This is a genomic window from Microvirga flocculans ATCC BAA-817 (assembly GCF_000518665.1).
In the GTDB taxonomy this organism is placed as follows: domain Bacteria; phylum Pseudomonadota; class Alphaproteobacteria; order Rhizobiales; family Beijerinckiaceae; genus Microvirga; species Microvirga flocculans.
Genome location: NZ_JAEA01000012.1, coordinates 134,777 through 151,715 on the forward strand (window position 1 = coordinate 134,777; position 16,939 = coordinate 151,715).

Below are 16,939 nucleotides of genomic sequence, written 5' to 3' on the forward strand. Positions count from 1 at the left end.
CCTTCACGTGGCGTCGAATTCGAAGGGCGAGACGCCGCGCCTCATCTCGTCCACGATCAGCGCATGCATGAGCGGCGGCGCGGCCCGCTGCGGGCAGGCGGCGCGCTCGCACAGGCGGCAATTGACGCCGATGGGCGTGGCATCCGCCGAGGCGAGGTCGAGCCCCCGCGCATAGACGAGGCGATGGGCGTATTTCAGCTCGCAGCCGAGGCCCACCACGAATTGCGGATCGGGCGCGCCCCAGGGGTTGAAGGCGCGTTTGACCGTGCGGGCCACGGAGAACCAGCGTGAGGAATCCGGCAACTCGACGATCTGGGTCGCCACCTGGCCCGGCGAGCGGAAGGTGGAGTGCAGGTTCCAGAGCGGGCAGGTGCCGCCGAACTGGGAGAAGGGGAAGCGGCCCGACGAGAAGCGCTTCGACACGTTGCCCGCCGCGTCCACGCGCACGAGGAAGAAGGGGATGCCCCGCGCTCCCGGACGGGCGAGGGTCGTGAGCCGGTGCGCCACCTGCTCGAAGCTCGCGCCGAAACGCGCCCCTAGCACCTCCACGTCGTAGCCCAGGGCCTCCGCCGCCGCATGGAACTTGCCGTAGGGCATCATGAGGGCGCCAGCGAAGTAATTGCCGAAGGAGACCCTGAGCAGGCGCCGGGCCGGGCCGTCCGCGGGCTCCAGCCGCGCGGCCAGCGCGTCGATGGTCTCGCGCATCTCCGCGAAGGCCAGCTGATAGGCGGCCTGGAAGGTGCGTCCCGAAGGATCCACCATTTCCGAGATCAGGAGCTGGCGGCGGTGATGGTCGTAGCGGCGCAGGTTGTCCGACATCACGTCGATGGGCATGACGCGCACGCGGATGCCGTGCTTCGCGCGCAGCCGCTCGGCGATCGCGAAGAAGGGCTCGTGCCCCGTCACGGCGAGATCCGAGGCCAGGGTTTCGGCCGCTTCGTCCAGCTCCGGGAAATGGTTCTTGGCCTCGTGGATCAGCTCGCGCACCCGGTCGACCGGGTTCACCTGCGGCGCGTCCTCGGCGCGGTCCCGGTCGCTGAGGTTCGGGGTCACCGCCTCCCGGGCGCCGCGCATGGCCTGATAGGCGCGGTAGAGGCGGTTGATGGCGTCCACGAGGGAGGGGGCGCTCTCGATGGTCTCGCGCAGCTCGAGCCGCGCCACCGGGGTGCTGCGGAACAGCGGATCGGCGAAAACCTCCTCCAGCTCCGATGCGGTGCGCTCGTGGTCGTCGTTGGCGAATTCGCGCGGGTCCAGCGAATAGGCATGGGCGAGGCGGATGAGCACCTGCGCCGTGATCGGGCGCTGGTTGCGTTCCATGAGGTTCAGGTAACTGGGCGAGAGCCCGAGCTCCTCGGCCATGCGGGCCTGGCTCAAATTGAGGTCCCGCCGCAGGCGCTTGAGGCGGGGGCCGACAAAGAGTTTTCTGCTCTCATCCATTTGTAAATCTTTTTACAAATTGACCGATCTGATGGTGTCGTCCATTTACAAGGCTACTTTTCTTTTGAAATCAGCCATTGAAACAAAGACTTCTTCTGGAATTATATCCCTCAGACGCCCTGCCGACGCAGACTACTTTGTGGGTCGGAGGGGCACCTTGTCAACGGATGTAAACTTTATGATGAGGCTCTGCGCGCGAAGGAAGGCGGCGGGGTCCCGATCGGAGAACGGAGAACGGCCATGCAAAAGTCACGTTTCTGGGTGGTTGGCGGCGAGTACACCTCCTGCGACTGCGAAACCATGATCCAGGGCACGGAACGCGTCGTGGGTCCCTTCGAGAGCCGCACGGAGGCCGAGCGCACCTGGCGTTCCCTCTCCGAGGATCACCGGCCGCAGGCGCAGATCCGTTTCACCATCGCCCAGGAACCTCCGACGACCCTGAGCGCCTGAGAGGCCACCAACCGCGCTTGAGGGGCGTTACCCGCCGGAGGCTTCGTCCTCCGGCGGGTTTTCTGTCTCGTCCGCTCACGTCTTCGTCCGTGCCCCTCTGCCTCAATCCCGCAGCTGTCGTCTTTGTCATGTGCCGCATTTTTGAACGGCGAACCGGATCCACTTCGCCGAAAAGCGCTCTAGATGCAGCGAGGCAGGATTTCACAAGGGGATTTCCATGAAGACCGTCCTCAAGCCGCTCGCCTTCGCCTTTGCCCTCGGCTTCGCGGCCATGAACGCCGCCAGCGCCGACGTGGTCGTCTCCTCCAAGATCGATACCGAAGGGTCGGTCCTCGGCAACATCATCCTGCTCACGCTCAACGCCAACGGCATCAAGACGCAGGACCGGATCCAGCTCGGAGCCACGCCCGTGGTCCGCAAGGCGATCACGGCGGGCGAGATCGACATCTATCCCGAATATACCGGCAATGCGGGCTTCTTCTTCAACAAGGCGGACGATCCTCTCTGGAAGGATGCGGCGAAGGGATACGCGGCGGCCAAGACGCTCGATTACGACGCCAACAAGATCGTCTGGCTCGATCCCGCGCCCGCCAACAACACCTGGGCCATCGCCCTGCGCAAGGATGTGGCCGAGGCGAACAAGCTGAAGACCATGTCCGATTTCGGCCAATGGGTCGCCAAGGGCGGCAAGGTCGTGCTCGCGGCCTCCGCCGAGTTCGTGAACTCGGAAGCGGCCCTGCCAGCCTTCCAGAAGACATACGATTTCAAGATGAAGCCCGAACAGCTCATCGTGCTCTCCGGCGGCGACACGGCGGCGACCATCAAGGCGGCGGCCGAGCAGACGAACGGCGCCAATGCCGCCATGGTCTACGGCACCGACGGCGGCATCGCGCCCTCGGGCCTCGTGGTCATGGCGGACGACAAGGCCGTGCAGCCCGTCTATGCTCCCGCGCCCATCGTTCGCGAGGCCGTTCTCAAGGAGAATCCCAAGATCGCCGAGATCCTGAAACCCGTCTTCGCCTCTCTCGATCTCGCCACGCTCCAGGAGCTGAACGCCCGCGTCCAGGTGGGCGGCGAGCCTGCGAAGGCCGTGGCGACGGATTACCTGAAGTCCAAGGGCTTCCTGAAGTGATGTGACGCCCCGATCCGGCGAACGGGCGGGGATCGACAAGGGCCGGACGCCGCGTGAACACGATCTCTTCCCGAACGACCGCCTCCGGCATGACCTCCTTGCGCTCCATCCCCTCCCTCGATCGGCTCGGAAGCGTGCTCGCCCTCCTGATCGGCGTCGCGCTGCTGGCGGCCCCCTTCATCACGTACCGGGCCAATCGCATCGTCGCGGGCGAAGGGCGCATGCTGGCCGATGCGCTTCCCTCGAAGCCCGCCGTCGCCGTCATCGCCGTGGTGCTGGCCATCGCCTTCTGCGCGGCCTTCGTCCGCAAGCCGCTGGTGCGTCTGGGGGCGGCCGCTCTCGGCCTGGCCGCGATCCTTCCCGCCGCCGGGTGGTCCGCGAGCTTCGTCACGCCGGACGGCAATGCCTTCGCGCGCGTCTCGCCCTCGACCGGGTTCTGGCTGCTTGCGCTGGCCTTCGCGCTGCTCGCGGCCGATGCGCTGGCCCGCCTGCGCCTCGGGCCCTGGGCGAGGTTGCTCGCGCTGGCCGTGGCGGCGGGAGCGGTCGCACTGCTGCTGGCATCGGGCGCTTGGGACGATCTGTCCCTCCTCAAGGAATATGCGAACCGCGCGGACAGCTTCTGGCGCGAGGCGCGCCGGCATCTCTGGCTCGCCCTCGGCTCCATGGCGGCGGCCTGCCTCGTCGGGTTGCCGCTCGGCATCCTGGGCCATCGCATCCGCGCCATGCGGATTGCGGTCCTTCAGGGGCTCACCATCGTGCAGACGATCCCCAGCATCGCGCTCTTCGGCATCCTGATCGCGCCTCTCGGATTCCTCGCCGCTCAGGTGCCGCTCGCGGCGGCCCTCGGCATACACGGCATCGGCGCGGCGCCCGCCTTCATCGCGCTCTTTCTCTATTCCCTGCTGCCGGTCGTCGCCAACACGGTGACGGGTCTCGATCAGGTGCCCGCAGCCGTCATCGATGCGGCGCGCGGCATGGGTCTCTCGCGGCGGCAGCGCCTGGTGCAGGTCGAGCTGCCGCTCGCCTTTCCGGTCATTCTCGCGGGAATCCGCATCGCGCTGGTGCAGAATCTGGGCCTCGCCACCATCGCCGCGCTGATCGGGGGAGGGGGATTCGGCACCTTCGTCTTCCAGGGCATCGGGCAGACGGCCATCGACCTCGTGCTGCTCGGCGCGATTCCCACGGTGGCCCTGTCCTTCGCCGCGGCCATCGTCCTCGATGCGATCATCGATCTGACACAGCGGGGTGCGCATGATCGACATTGAGCATCTCACCAAGCGCTACGGCGCAACCACGGTCGTCGACGACGTGTCCTTCCGCGTGGAGGAGGGCACGGTCGCGGTCGTGGTCGGCACCTCGGGAGCGGGCAAGTCGACCCTGCTGCGCATGATCAACCGCCTCGTGGAACCGAGCGCGGGCCGCGTCCTCATCGACGGCAAGGACACGATGACGATTCCGGAGGACGAGCTGCGCCACCGCATCGGCTACGTGATCCAGGGATACGGACTCTTTCCGCATCGCACGGTCGCGCAGAACATCGCCACGGTGCCGCGCCTGCTCGGCTGGGACAGGCGGCGCATCGCGGCGCGCGTCGAGGAGCTGCTCGACCTCTTCCAGCTCGATGCGGCGGAGTTCGCGACGAAATTTCCGCACCAGCTGTCCGGCGGCCAGCAGCAGCGGGTAGGCGTCGCCCGCGCCCTTGCGGCCAAGCCCGCCGTTCTTCTGATGGACGAGCCCTTCGGCGCGCTCGATCCGGTGATCCGCGGCAAGGCGCAGGACGACCTGCGCGCGATCCAGAAGCGCCTCGGCACCACCATCATGCTCGTGACCCACGACATGAACGAGGCGTTTCATCTCGGCGACCGCATCGCCGTCATGGACCGGGCGCGGCTCCTGCAATATGCCTCTCCGGCCGATATCCTGACGCATCCTGCGGAAGCCTTCGTCGAGGAGCTCGTGGGCACGACGGAGCGCCCGTTCCGTCTCCTGTCGCTGACGACGGTTCAGGACGCCCTCGAGCCCGGAAGCGCCGAAGGGCAGCCGGTTCCGCTTTCCGCCAGCCTGCGCGATGCGCTCTCGCAGCTGATCTGGCTCGGCAGGCAGGCGCTGCCCGTCACCGATTCGTCCGGCGCGCCGGTCGGACGCATCAGCGTGGACCGCATCCTCCGGCACGGTCGCGCTGACCCATGAGAGCGCAAGCGGTCCTTCTTCGCGCGGCGGCTCTTCTCCTGCTCGTGGCGTTCGTTGCGCGGCCGCAGCTCTTTGCCTTCGCATTCGAGCCGCTCACCGCGAACAACGCGTCGGCGATCTACGATCAGGGCAGTCTCCTCGCGCTCACCCTGTCGCATCTGCGCACGGTGTTTCTCGCGACTCTCGCGAGTTCCGTTCTGGCCGTGACGCTCGGCGTCTTCGTCACGCGTCCCTTCGGGCAGGAGTTCCTGCCGCTGTCGCGCAGCCTCGTGAATATCGGCCAGACCTTTCCGCCCGTCGCGGTGCTGGCGATTGCGGTGCCGCTCGTCGGATTCGGCGAGAAGCCCACCTTCATCGCGCTCTTTCTCTACGGCCTCCTGCCGATCTTCGAGAACACCCTCACCGGATTGGCGGATGTGGAGCCGCAGACGCTGGAGGCTGCCAAGGGCATGGGCATGAATGCCCGCCAGCGCCTGATCCAGGTGGAGCTGCCTCTCGCGCTGCCGGTGATCCTCGCGGGCATCCGGCTCTCGGTCATCATCAGCCTCGGCACCGCCACCATCGGCTCGACGGTGGCGGCCAAGGGGCTGGGCGAGGTCATCATCGCCGGCCTGCAATCCAACAACGTCGCCTTCATCCTCCAGGGCGGATTGGTGGTCGCGCTGCTGGCGGTTCTCATTCACGGCGGATTGGCAGCGGTGGAGCGCGCCGTGGCCCGGCGGCTGGGCCGTCCGGCTGGGGCGGCGACGTCCCAGCCGTCTTGACAGCGGGCGCCCGCTCGGGTGCTAACCTTCCTGTCCCGCCTTCCATTCGGTGTTTCATGACGACGATCCGAGACAAGCTCGAAACCATCCTCGCGCGCCTGGAAAGGCGCGCCGCCGAGGAGCGCGTGTTCCTGCGCCTTTACGAAGATGCGGCCCGCGCCGCGGCGGACGCCGCCGACGCGCGCAAGCGCGCAGGCGTCTCCTTGGGCCCGCTCGACGGCGCGATCGTCTCGATCAAGGATCTCTTCGACGTGGCGGGAGAAACCACCCTGGCGGGCTCCGTCGCCCTGCGCGACAGGCCGCCCGCGGCGCGGGACGCCGCCATCGTCCGCCGGTTGCGCCAGGCGGGGGCGGTGATCCTGGGCAAAACCAACATGGTCGAGTTCGCCTATTCGGGGATCGGCCTCAACCCGCATTACGGCACGCCCGGCAATGCGGCCGATCCGCTGCGGGTTCCCGGCGGCTCCTCGTCGGGGGCCGGCGTTTCCGTGGCCGAGGGAACGAGCGAGATTTCCATCGGCAGCGATACGGGCGGCTCGGTGCGCATTCCGGCGGCCTTCAACGGCGTCGTTGGCTTCAAGCCCACCGCCCGCCGCATCCCGCTGGAGGGCGTATTCCCGCTCTCGCCCAGCCTCGATTCCGTGGGACCGCTTGCGAAGAGCGTCCAGGACTGTGCCGATGCGGACGCCATCATGGCGGGCGAGGAGCCGCGCCCCGTCCAGCCCTGTCCGCTGGCGGGCTTGCGGATCGGCTTGCCGCGCGGACGCCTGTTCTCCGACACCGAGCCGATGGTGGCCCAGGCCTTCGAGGCGACCGTGAGCCGCCTGTCGCAGGCGGGCGCGCGCCTGTCGGAACACGACATCGACGATCTGCTCGAGGCCATGGCGCAGACCACGCGCGCCGCGTCCATCGCCTCCATCGAGGCGGCGGAGATCCATGCGGATTGGCTGACGGCGAAGGAGGCGGAGATCGACCCGCTCGTGGGGCCTTCCATCGCCCGCAGCGGCGCCGTTCCGGCTCCCGTCTACATCCGCATGCTCCGCGACCGGCGCGCGCTCGCCGCCGCCATGGACGAGCGCCTGTCGGCCATCGACGTGCTGGCCCTGCCGACCACCGCCATCTCCGCCCCGCCGATCGCGCCGCTGGAGGCGGACGAGAAGCTCTATCACCGGACGGATTGGCATATCCTGCGCAACACGATGTTCGGCAATCAGTTCGATCTCACCGCCATCTCGCTGCCGATTCCCGGATGCGAGCGCCCCGTGGGCTTCATGCTGGTGGCGCGCCACGGGCAGGACAGGCGGCTTCTGGACATCGCGGCGGGCGTCGAGGCGATGCTGGCGCAGGGACGATGAGCGGGCAGGCACGAAAGCGCGGGACTAGCGTTATGTCTCATCCGTGCCGAAGCCTGCGAGAACCGGGATGATGCGCCTCGTCTATCTGTGCTGCGGCTATGCGAGCCTGGGGCTCGGCATCGTCGGAATCTTCCTGCCGGTTCTGCCGACGACGCCCTTCGTTCTGCTGGCCGTCTGGTGCTTCGCGCGTTCCAATCCCGATCTGGCGCACAAACTTTACAGCCATCCCCGGTTCGGTACCCTGCTCACCACATGGCGCGATCAGCGGGCCATTCCCTTTCGCGCCAAGGTCTGGGCGCTGACCATGCTGGCATCATCCTATGGGCTGATCCTGTGGCTCTCCGAAAGCCGCGTCGTGCCCATGCTGCTCGCTGCGATCATGGGCAGCGTCGCGCTCTTCATCGCGACGCGCCCGAGGCCGCGGCCATAGGGAACATTCAAGGCGTCAGGAGATTTCAAACAAGCGAAGTCGGATCGCGCTCCGGCACGGGCGTCTCCGATTTGGCCCCGCTTGCGCCATGCTATGGCCCAGGTTCCGGTTAGGCTTCATGCATCTTCAAAGGGAGCAACGCCATGCGAAGTGTCAGCCTTTCGGTCTTTCTGCTTGCGGCTGCGGCCATCCTCTCGCCGCTGCTGCTTGCGCTGGCCTACACGGCAAGCGTGTTCGCATCCGCCCTGATGTTTCCTTGACGATCCGGCATCCGCTTTTTTGCCCCGACATTGTATCAATGCCGAGGATTGGCGATCTCCGCCGTCAGCTTCGGCAGTTCCTTGGTCATCCAATCGACCATCTGTTCGCTGGTCGTGAGGTGGTCGGGCATGGAAATGTACGGCCCGTGCGACTCGTAAATCGCGATCGGGTCGCGGGCTCCAAGGATCGGGTCGAGTTCGTCCTCGATCTCCGGCGTGATGGTCCGTCCGCCGAACCAGGTCAGGAGCAGGAGGAGCATCCCGACGGCGCCGGCAAGGACGACGAGCAGAGACATGGTCAGGTCTGCGATCACCGGCCCTTTCCTCGCGGTCCGACACCCCATCTTCTGGCACCAGCCTAGCGCATCGCGCCTCAAAAGTGGACCCGGTATTTGTCGGGCGCGACACTCCGGTTTTGCGGTTTGCCATGCAGGAACCGGTTTGAGGCCGGGACATTGAGGTTTACAATGATCACCCGGTCCATGAATGCGACGCAATTGATCCTGTGAGGGAGGCGCGCATGAGAACCTATTACGTGTTCCAGTCGACGAGCATTCCCGGCCTGCGCGGGTTCGCCGAGAGCCCCGCCGGAGAGGCATTGCCCGCGGATCAGGGGCCCTGGACCCCCTTGCAGCAGATCGGCCCCGACGAGGAATGGACGCTCGATATCAGCCGCGCGATCGTCGCCGCCGGAATTCTCGAAAACGGCTTCTATCTCTGGGGGCCCGTCAACCGCCCGGCTTCGACGCATCCCGTGATCGAGAGCGACCGCGTCGAGGGCACGGCCGTCTACGACCCGCAGGGAACGCAGATCGGCACCATCAAGCGGCTTCTGATCGAGAAGGCGAGCGGGCGCGTGCTCTATGTCGACGTGACCTTCGGCGGGTTCTTAGGGGTAGGCGTGCACCATCACACGATCCCGTGGGACAAGCTGTCCTACGACACGGAGCTCGAAGGCTATCGCACCGATATCACGGAGGCGCAGGTCGTCGGTGCGCCCGCCTTCTACGGCGACGATCGGGTCTGGCCCGAACGCAGTCGCGAGCAGGAGCTGCGCGATTACTGGCACGACATCCCACGCGGCCCGATCTGATCGGGACGCCAAACGGAGACGATCAGGATGAAGCACATGTTCAAGGTCGGCCAGGTCGTTCAGCCCCGGAGCGTTTCACAGAAGCTTCCGCACGACCGCTTCAGGATTCTGCGCCTGCTTCCGTCGACGGCGGGCGGAATGCCTCTCTATTGCATCAGGAACGACGCGGAAATGATCGAACGCGTCGTCGAGCAGAACGACATCGAGGCCGCATAGCGGCCGGTATCCGGCGCGCCGCGCGGGCCATTCCGGGGCCTGCCCTTCCGGGAACTCGTGGGCGTTTGCGCCGTTGATTCTCCGAATGCCTTCGTTCCCTCTGGTAAACTCAGACAGCCTGTCGGGTCCTCCGTTCAGGCTTTTTCTTTGCGCTCTTTCCTTCGCGCCTCAACGCTCCACCACCACGCTCTTGATGTTGGTGAATTCGCGGATGCCGAAATAGGAGCATTCGCGGCCATAGCCCGATTCCTTCACGCCTCCGAACGGCATGCGCGGATCGGAGCGCACATTCGCATTCACGAAGCTCATGCCGGATTCGAGCGCGCCGGCGGCGATACGCTCGCCGCGGTCCAGGTCCCTTGTGAGAACGCCTGAGCCCAGGCCGAAGGGCGAGGCGTTGGCGATGCGGATGGCCTGCGCCTCGTCGGCGGCTTCGATGATCGCCGCCACGGGGCCGAAGACCTCCTCGTCATAGGCGGGCATGCCGGGCCGCACATCCGTCAGCACGGTTGCCGGATACCAGGCGCCCGGCCGGTCGGGCACCTCGCCGCCGAGGAGAAGACGGGCGCCGCGATCGATGCTTTTCTGAACCTGAACGTGGATCGCGTCGCGCGCCTTCACGCTCTGCAGCGGCCCGAGCTTCGTCGCTTCGTCGCGGGGATCGCCCATCGGATAGGCCCTCATGGCCTCCACGAAGGCGCGCTCGAACGCCGCGCGCACCTCCTTGAGCACGATGAAACGCTTGCCCGCGATGCAGCTCTGCCCGCCATTGACCATGCGCGCGGCGGCGCAGACGCGGGCCGCCCGGTCGATATCGGCATCCTCGAGAACGAGATAGGCGTCGGAGCCGCCGAGTTCGAGCACGCTCTTCTTCAGCGCTCCGCCGGCAGCGCTCGCCACCTCGCGCCCGGCTCCTACGCTGCCCGTGAGGGTCACGGCGGCGATGGAGGGCGCTTCGATCAGGGCGCGCACATCCCGGCTCGGGACCAGCAGCGTGCGGAAAAGGCCCGCCGGAAACCCCGCCTCGCGAAACACGCTCTCGATGGCAAGCGCGCAGCCCGGAACGTTGCTCGCATGCTTGAGCACGGCCGCATTGCCCGCCATGAGAGCGGGCGCGGCGAAGCGGAACACCTGCCAGAACGGGAAGTTCCACGGCATGACGGCGAGCACGACGCCGAGCGGATTGTAGGTGACGAAGGCCCTGGGGCCGCCGAGATCCACAGGCTCCGCGGCGAGGTAGCGTTCTGCGTTCTCCGCGAAGTGGTCGCAGTTGAAGGCGCATTTCTCGATCTCGGCCAGGCCTTCCTTGCGGAGCTTGCCCATTTCCGCGGTCATGATGTCGGCGAATTCCGCTTGTCGGCGGCGCAACACGGTGGCGGCCTTCCTCATGAGGCCCGCCCGGTGCGCGAAGGACGTCTGCCGCCAGGCTTCGAAGGCGTGGCGCGCCTCCCGCGTCATGGCCAGGGCCTCGTCGAGGCTATGGCCTTCGTAAACGCGGCCGTCTTGTCCGGTTGCCGGATCGACGGTTCCGAAACGCGGTCTCTGGTCCTGCGATGCACCGCTCTCGGGCCGGCGGGTATTCTCGTCCATGGCTTCGACTCCCGGGGCTCGACGGCCCGTTTCCTGCGGCGAAGGAACGGACGGAATGGGGGAGCCGTTCCCGCATCCTCTTCAGCACATGATCACGTTCCCGGCCCTTGCTTCGGCCCTCGCCGGCCGCGAGGGCCTATTCGTGAAGTAATCAGGAAGGGGCACTCGGTGTTGTGCAGCATATCGTCGGAGCACGGCCTTCCGCAGAGAGGTAATACCCAAGAGCATGTTTTGCTGCATTGCAAAAATGAGCCTGAAATTGATAATGATTGTGCGCGATAAGGACGGAATGAAGAAGGTTATTTCAATCAAACGAAGCTCAGTTGTTTGGTAATATCCTTTCGAATTGCGTTCATCTGCGAAAAGCGAGGATGGTTATTCGCCGATGATGGCCTGCAGCCTGTATCCGGTGAAGAGCTGCTTCAAGGATCGGTCCGATACTTTCGGGTATTCCCAGATGGCGGAATTGGAAGACGCAGCGTGCTGTTGACGCGCCGCCGCAAGGCGTGGGGGTTCGAGGCCCTCTCTGGGAGCCACCTTGCTCGAAGACTTCGTGAAAAATTCACCCTGTGAGGCAAGGTAAGCCGCCCAGCGGAGGCTTCATGCCTGTCTTGAGTTTGGGGAGAGGAAAGCGAAGGACCGAAAGTTCTGCCAAGGGCTTGGTGGAGCTGAGGGGATTCGAACCCCTGACCTCTGCAGTGCGATTGCAGCGCTCTCCCATCTGAGCTACAGCCCCGGTCTGTATCACGACCAAGCGGGGCTCGTTTTAGGCTTCCTCGCTTCGGTCTGTCAATCGGCGTGAGGGGCTTCCGCAAGGCGGGAGGCCTCAAAGGGGCGGGATGGGTTGTTCGGCCGCGCTTCAAACGCTACATGAGCAACGCCGATCCCTGACAGGTCTCCCATGCGCGCGCTCCTCAATGTCATTCTGCTGGCCCTGCAGCTCTATACCTACCTGATCATCGCCTCCGCGATCCTGAGCTGGCTGGTGGCCTTCAACGTGGTCAACACCCGCAACGATGTCGTCCGCTCGATCTGGAACTTCCTGGATGCTGTGACCGAGCCGGCCCTGCGGCCGATCCGGAACATCCTGCCCAATCTCGGCGGGGTCGACATCTCGCCCATCATCCTGATTCTGCTGATCATTTTCATCCAGAACCTGATCGTCGACTATCTCATGCCGATTGCCTTCTGAGGAGGCCTGGCCATGCCCTGGCGCATCCGCCCCGACGGCCTCGAGGTCCGGGTCCGCGTGACCCCCCGGGGCGGGCGCGATGCGGTCGACGGGGTCGAGACCCTCTCCGACGGCAAGCCCGTCCTCAAGGTCCGGGTCAGGGCCGTGCCCGAGGACGGGGCGGCGAACGAGGGCGTGAGGCGCCTTCTCGCCAAGGCCCTCAAGGTTCCCGCCTCGGCGGTGAGCCTGGAGGCGGGCGCCACGGCCCGGCTGAAAACCTTTCTGATCTCAGGCGAAGGCGGCCCGCTCGCCGCCGCTCTCGCCGCTTTGACAGGACGAGACGACCCATGACCGCCACGATCATCGACGGAAAAGCCTATGCCCAGGGCCTGCGCGCCCGCATCGCCGCGGCGGTCGGGACGCTCGCGGGGCAGGGCGTGACGCCGGGGCTCGCCGTGGTGATCGTCGGCGAGGACCCGGCCAGCCAGCTCTACGTGAAGAACAAGGCCCGCCAGACCGTCGAGGTCGGCATGCGCTCCTTCGAGCATACGCTTCCGGCCTCCACCAGCGAGGCGGAGCTGCTGGCCCTCGTCGCGACGCTCAACGCCGATCCGGCGGTGGACGGCATCCTCGTGCAGCTGCCGCTGCCGAAGCAGATCGATGCGCAGAAGGTGATCGAGGCCATCGATCCGGCCAAGGACGTGGACGGCTTCCACCCGATCAATGCCGGCCGGCTGATGACCGGCGTGCCGGGCCTCGTTTCCTGCACGCCGCTCGGCTGCCTGCTGCTCGCGCAATCGGTGCGCCGGGATCTGTCGGGGCTCAACGCCGTGGTGGTCGGGCGCTCCAACATCGTCGGCAAGCCCATGGCGCAGCTCCTCATCGCCCAGAGCTGCACGGTGACGGTCGCCCATTCCAGGACCCGCGACCTTCCGGCTGTGTGCCGTAACGCGGACCTGCTCGTCGCCGCCGTCGGACGGCCCGAAATGGTGCGCGGCGACTGGATCAAGCCCGGCGCCATCGTGATCGACGTGGGCATCAACCGGGTGCCGAACCCCGCCGCGGGCGAGGGCAAGACCCGGGTGGTCGGCGACGTGGCCTATGCGGAGGCCGTGAAGGTCGCCTCCGCCATCACCCCGGTGCCGGGCGGCGTCGGCCCCATGACCATCGCCTGCCTCCTGCGCAACACCCTGGAAGCGGCCTGCCTCCGGCGCGGGCTGACGATGCCTCAGGTGGATTTTGCGAGTGCCTCGTGAAAGGATTCACATTCGTCTGACAGATATCCTCGACGGATACCGCAAAGTCTGACACTGATGATCGATATAAAAGCGGGGGCGCGCATGACACTGACGACAGAGCAACATCTTCTCATCGAGACCCGTGTCACGAACGAGGGGCCAAGCATTGTCGTGGCCTATCTGTTCTGGTTCTTCCTTGGCATTTTCTCGGCCCATCGCTTCTATCTCGGGCGACCCGGCACGGCGATCCTTCAGATCCTGTCGTTCTTTGTTCTGATCGGCTTCGTCTGGCTGTTCATCGATCTCTTCCTGATCCCTGGCATGGTTCGCAGCAAGCAGCAGGAACTCAGGCAGCGCTTGGCCTATCAGCTGAGTGGACAATCCGGGTTGGTTCCCGCCTGATCCCCGCTTCGTCGGAAGGGGGCTTGAGCCGTCCTTCCGCACATACTCCATGAGCTGTCGTGCCGAGGGGGCGGCCCTCCTTCGGGTCGACGCCATGAATGGCCATGGTGCGTGCGGTTCGCCTCGATCACGCGTCGGACGGCGTCGAAGCTGCGCAGCCCTGCCGGAAAATCCCGCAGGATCCGAACGAATGCCTTGCGCCGTCTGGATGGCGGGCGCAAAATGTTGGCTGTGGGGCGACGGTTCACCCTTGAGAGGAGCGAACCATGAACGACATGAGCCTCATGAATCTGCAATCGGAAATGACGACGGTCAGCGCCGCTGCGATCGAGGCGCTGGCGGCGCAGCAGCGCGGCCCCGTGCTCGATGCGCACCACCCCTCCTATGACGGCGTGCGCGGAATCTGGAATGCGATGATCGACCGCAAGCCCGCCCTGATCGTGCAATGCGCGGGAGCTGCGGATGTCATTCATGCGGTGCAGTTTGCGCGCGACAACCGATTGCTCGTCTCGGTCCGTGGCGGCGGGCACAACATCGCCGGCAACGCCGTTTGCAACGGCGGCCTGATGATCGATCTGTCGCCGATGAAATCGGTGCGCGTGGATGCCAAGGCGAAGCGGGTCTGGGTCGAGCCGGGCGCGTCGCTGGCCGATGTGGACAAGGAAACGCAGGCCTTCGGCCTCGCGCTGCCGACGGGCATCAATTCCACCACGGGCATCGCCGGGTTGACGCTCGGCGGCGGGTTCGGCTGGATCACGCGCAAGTTCGGCCTCACCATCGACAACTTGGTGGCGGCCGACGTCGTGATGGCGGACGGCCAGATGGTGCGCGCCAGCGCGACCGAGAACCCGGATCTCTTCTGGGCCCTGCGCGGCGGCGGCGGGAACTTCGGCATCGTCACCTGCTTCGAGTTCAAGCTCCACGAACTCGGCCCACAGGTGATGTCGGGCCTGGTGGTGCATCCGTTCGACGATGCGAAAACGGTTCTGGCCCAATACCGCGATGCCCTGGAGGCCGCGCCCGACGAGCTGACGTGCTGGGCCGTGATGCGCCAGGCGCCGCCGCTGCCGTTCCTCCCTCCGGAATGGCATGGCAGGAACGTGGTGATCCTCGCCATGTGCTATTGCGGCGATCTCGCCGCAGGCGAGAAAGCGACGGCCGGGCTGCGCGCCATCGGCAGGCCGATCGCCGATGTGGTCGCTCCGCATCTTTTCGCCGGCTGGCAGCAGGCCTTCGATCCGCTGCTGACCCCCGGTGCCCGCAATTACTGGAAGAGCCTCGATTTCATCGAGCTCTCCGATGCGACCATCGACCTTCTGACCGATGCGATCCGCGCATTGCCGGGCCCGGAATGCGAGATCTTCATCGGCCATGTGGGCGGCGCCGCCGGACGGGTCCCAGCGGAGGCGACGGCATTTCCGCAACGAAATTCGCATTTCGTGATGAACGTGCACGCGCGCTGGCGCGATCCGGCGATGGACAAGGCCTGCATCGCCTGGGCGCGTGGGATCTTCGAGGCGGGCAAGCCTCACGCCGCTCCGACCGCTTACGTCAACTTCATGCCGGGCGACGAGTCGGACCGCGTCGAAACCGCCTATGGAGGGAATTATTGCCGCCTGGCCGAGATCAAGCGGCGTTACGATCCGGAGAACCTGTTCCGCATGAACCAGAACGTGCGGCCCGCGCATTAGGCTCCCTTGAGCGTGGGTGAGTTCTCAACCCCTCACCCCTTGCGCAAGTGCTCCACGAGCTGCCGCGCCGAGGGGGGCAAGTCCTTGAGCGAGCGGATGCACAATGTGAGGTCGCGGGCGGCCCAGGGATCTTCCAGGGCGACGGTCTGGATGGCCGTGGTGCGGGTGGCGCGGCGGGCCGTGGTCTCGGGCACGATGCCGACGCCCACGCCCGCCTCGACCATGCGGCAGACGGCGTCGAAGCTCCTGAGCTGCACCCGCAGGCGCAGGGGCTTGCCGGTCCGGCTGGCCTTGGCCGAGAGGAAGCGCTGGAGGGCGCTCGCCCGGTCGAGGCCCACGAAATCGTGCTCCAGCACCTCGGCGAAGGGGATGCTGGGGCGGGAGGCGAGGGGATGGCCCTTCGGCACCGCCAGGACGAAGCGGTCGCTGCGGAACGGGTAGGTTTCGAGCTGCCCGGTCTCGACCGTGCCCGCCACGATGCCGATATCCCCGACCCCCTCCGCGATGAGCCCCACGATCTCGTCGCTCAGGCGCTCCTCCAGGTCGATGGACACCTGGGGGTGCCCGGCGAGGAACGTGCCCAGGGCCTCCGGCAGGAACTCGGTGAGCGCATTGGTGTTGGAGAGAATCCGGATCTGGCCTGTCAGCCCGCCCGTGTAGGAGCCGAGATCCTCCCGCAGGCGCTCGGCCTGGGCCAGCAGGGCGCGGGCATGCTGTAGCAGGGTCCGCCCGGCAGGCGTCGGGGTCACGCCCGCCCGGGTGCGCAGGAGAAGGGGAGCCCCGAGGGACTTTTCCATGTTGCGGATGCGGGTGCTCGCGGCCGCCAGGGCCAGATGGGCCCGCTCGGCCCCGTGGGTGATGCTTCCCGCCTCGACCACATGCCGGAAGAGGCTCAGGTCCGTCAGATCGAATTGCATAGGTTTCCTTCGTCATTCGCGAAGGGAGATAAGAATAATTAAAAATTGCGCGGTATGCGAGCCTGAAGCATCTTCGCCGCTGACGAAGTGTGGCCCTCTGTCACCCGATTGGGCGGAAGGCGCATTGCGGTGTTGCCGCGCATCCGATACGAACCGTTCCAAACTACGCGCGACGACCGTCGCCGACCAGGAGTGAACACCATGGCTGAGGCGAAAGTGGCCCCCAGGCCCCTGTCCCCGCATCTTCAGATTTACCGGTGGAGCTGGACGATGGCGATGTCCGTCGCCCACCGCCTGACCGGCATCGCGCTTTACGGCGGCATCGCGCTCTTCGCGATCTGGCTCGTTTGCCTCGCCGCCGGTCCCGGGGCCTTCGACGCCGTGCAGTGGTTCTTCGGCTCGCCCCTCGGCACCCTCATCCTCTTCGGCTACACCTGGATCCTCATGCACCACATGCTCGGCGGCGTGCGCCACCTCGTGTGGGATTTCGGCTACGGCATGGAGGCCGCCCAGCGGATCGGCATGGCCCGCCTCACCCTCATCGGCTCGGTCGCGCTCACCCTCGCGATCTGGGTCGTCGCCTTCGTCGCTTTCTAAAGGAGA

19 protein-coding genes and 2 tRNA genes are annotated in these 16,939 nt (G+C 66.2%); 16 read left to right on the forward strand and 5 right to left on the reverse strand.

What is annotated here, in order from left to right; all coding sequences use genetic code 11:
* Positions 1-3: 3 nt before the first annotated feature.
* A complete protein-coding gene (locus L879_RS0114835) occupies positions 4-1,437 on the reverse strand; it encodes a helix-turn-helix domain-containing protein (RefSeq protein WP_027316800.1) in 1,434 nt (477 codons plus the stop codon).
* A 240-nt stretch (positions 1,438-1,677) separates the two neighbouring features.
* On the opposite strand from L879_RS0114835, the gene L879_RS0114840 reads away from it, so the two are divergent.
* From L879_RS0114840 to L879_RS0114870, 7 genes are all read left to right on the forward strand, one after another.
* On the forward strand, positions 1,678-1,887 hold the full coding sequence (locus tag L879_RS0114840) for a DUF4170 domain-containing protein (protein ID WP_027316801.1): 210 nt from the start codon (positions 1,678-1,680) through the stop codon (positions 1,885-1,887).
* Positions 1,888-2,104: 217 nt separating this feature from the next.
* On the forward strand, positions 2,105-3,019 hold the full coding sequence (gene osmF / locus L879_RS0114845) for a glycine betaine ABC transporter substrate-binding protein OsmF (protein ID WP_035459721.1): 915 nt from the start codon (positions 2,105-2,107) through the stop codon (positions 3,017-3,019).
* Between the two features lie 89 nt (positions 3,020-3,108).
* Positions 3,109-4,284, forward strand: a complete 1,176-nt coding sequence (locus tag L879_RS0114850) for an ABC transporter permease (RefSeq protein WP_027316803.1) — start codon at positions 3,109-3,111, stop codon at positions 4,282-4,284.
* On the forward strand, positions 4,271-5,209 hold the full coding sequence (locus L879_RS0114855) for an ABC transporter ATP-binding protein (RefSeq protein ID WP_027316804.1): 939 nt from the start codon (positions 4,271-4,273) through the stop codon (positions 5,207-5,209). Before L879_RS0114850 ends, L879_RS0114855 begins: the two co-directional genes overlap by 14 nt.
* The gene (locus L879_RS0114860; RefSeq protein WP_027316805.1) at positions 5,206-5,973 is read left to right on the forward strand and encodes an ABC transporter permease; all 768 of its coding nucleotides are present in this window, start codon (positions 5,206-5,208) and stop codon (positions 5,971-5,973) included. Before L879_RS0114855 ends, L879_RS0114860 begins: the two co-directional genes overlap by 4 nt.
* A 56-nt stretch (positions 5,974-6,029) precedes the next feature.
* The gene (locus L879_RS0114865; protein WP_027316806.1) at positions 6,030-7,328 is read left to right on the forward strand and encodes an amidase; all 1,299 of its coding nucleotides are present in this window, start codon (positions 6,030-6,032) and stop codon (positions 7,326-7,328) included.
* A gap of 67 nt (positions 7,329-7,395) precedes the next feature.
* A complete protein-coding gene (locus tag L879_RS0114870) occupies positions 7,396-7,758 on the forward strand; it encodes a YbaN family protein (RefSeq protein ID WP_368086322.1) in 363 nt (120 codons plus the stop codon).
* A 295-nt stretch (positions 7,759-8,053) separates the two neighbouring features.
* Here the strand turns inward: L879_RS0114870 and L879_RS0114880 are convergent, their stop codons facing one another.
* Entirely contained in the window at positions 8,054-8,332 is a 279-nt protein-coding gene (locus L879_RS0114880) for a hypothetical protein (RefSeq protein ID WP_027316808.1), read from the reverse strand.
* 206 nt (positions 8,333-8,538) lie between these two features.
* Here L879_RS0114880 and L879_RS0114885 point away from each other — a divergent pair, with 206 nt between their 5' ends.
* Both L879_RS0114885 and L879_RS0114890 read left to right on the forward strand, forming a co-directional pair.
* Complete coding sequence (locus tag L879_RS0114885; protein ID WP_035459724.1) at positions 8,539-9,111, forward strand: PRC-barrel domain-containing protein; 573 nt, start codon at positions 8,539-8,541, stop codon at positions 9,109-9,111.
* Positions 9,112-9,147: 36 nt separating this feature from the next.
* Positions 9,148-9,327 carry a hypothetical protein gene (locus L879_RS0114890; protein ID WP_027316810.1) on the forward strand — a complete coding sequence of 60 codons (180 nt, stop codon included), beginning with the start codon at positions 9,148-9,150 and terminating at the stop codon, positions 9,325-9,327.
* 168 nt (positions 9,328-9,495) lie between these two features.
* Here the strand turns inward: L879_RS0114890 and L879_RS21805 are convergent, their stop codons facing one another.
* Positions 9,496-10,917, reverse strand: a complete 1,422-nt coding sequence (locus L879_RS21805) for an NAD-dependent succinate-semialdehyde dehydrogenase (protein WP_051435337.1) — start codon at positions 10,915-10,917, stop codon at positions 9,496-9,498.
* Between the two features lie 451 nt (positions 10,918-11,368).
* Between L879_RS21805 and L879_RS0114905 the strand changes: the two genes are divergently transcribed.
* A tRNA-Asn gene (locus L879_RS0114905) sits at positions 11,369-11,453 on the forward strand.
* Between the two features lie 124 nt (positions 11,454-11,577).
* Here L879_RS0114905 and L879_RS0114910 read toward each other — a convergent pair.
* Positions 11,578-11,653, reverse strand: a tRNA-Ala gene (locus tag L879_RS0114910).
* Between the two features lie 165 nt (positions 11,654-11,818).
* Between L879_RS0114910 and L879_RS0114915 the strand changes: the two genes are divergently transcribed.
* The 5 genes from L879_RS0114915 (at position 11,819) to L879_RS0114935 (ending at position 15,419) form a co-directional block, all read left to right on the forward strand.
* On the forward strand, positions 11,819-12,109 hold the full coding sequence (locus L879_RS0114915; protein WP_027316811.1) for a YggT family protein: 291 nt from the start codon (positions 11,819-11,821) through the stop codon (positions 12,107-12,109).
* A gap of 6 nt (positions 12,110-12,115) precedes the next feature.
* Complete coding sequence (locus L879_RS0114920; RefSeq protein WP_154664223.1) at positions 12,116-12,439, forward strand: DUF167 family protein; 324 nt, start codon at positions 12,116-12,118, stop codon at positions 12,437-12,439.
* The gene (gene folD, locus L879_RS0114925; protein WP_027316813.1) at positions 12,436-13,344 is read left to right on the forward strand and encodes a bifunctional methylenetetrahydrofolate dehydrogenase/methenyltetrahydrofolate cyclohydrolase FolD; all 909 of its coding nucleotides are present in this window, start codon (positions 12,436-12,438) and stop codon (positions 13,342-13,344) included. The genes L879_RS0114920 and folD overlap by 4 nt, the downstream gene beginning before the upstream one ends.
* A gap of 84 nt (positions 13,345-13,428) precedes the next feature.
* Positions 13,429-13,728: a TM2 domain-containing protein gene (locus L879_RS21810; RefSeq protein ID WP_035459775.1), complete on the forward strand. Its 300-nt coding sequence runs from the start codon at positions 13,429-13,431 to the stop codon at positions 13,726-13,728.
* A 266-nt stretch (positions 13,729-13,994) separates the two neighbouring features.
* Entirely contained in the window at positions 13,995-15,419 is a 1,425-nt protein-coding gene (locus tag L879_RS0114935; protein ID WP_027316814.1) for an FAD-binding oxidoreductase, read from the forward strand.
* 32 nt (positions 15,420-15,451) lie between these two features.
* On the opposite strand, the gene L879_RS0114940 is transcribed toward L879_RS0114935, so the two are convergent.
* Positions 15,452-16,336, reverse strand: coding sequence for a LysR family transcriptional regulator (locus tag L879_RS0114940; protein WP_027316815.1), 885 nt, complete (start codon positions 16,334-16,336; stop codon positions 15,452-15,454).
* Positions 16,337-16,537: 201 nt separating this feature from the next.
* Between L879_RS0114940 and sdhC the strand changes: the two genes are divergently transcribed.
* Positions 16,538-16,933, forward strand: a complete 396-nt coding sequence (gene sdhC, locus L879_RS0114945; RefSeq protein WP_027316816.1) for a succinate dehydrogenase, cytochrome b556 subunit — start codon at positions 16,538-16,540, stop codon at positions 16,931-16,933.
* The last annotated feature ends 6 nt before the right edge of the window (positions 16,934-16,939 follow it).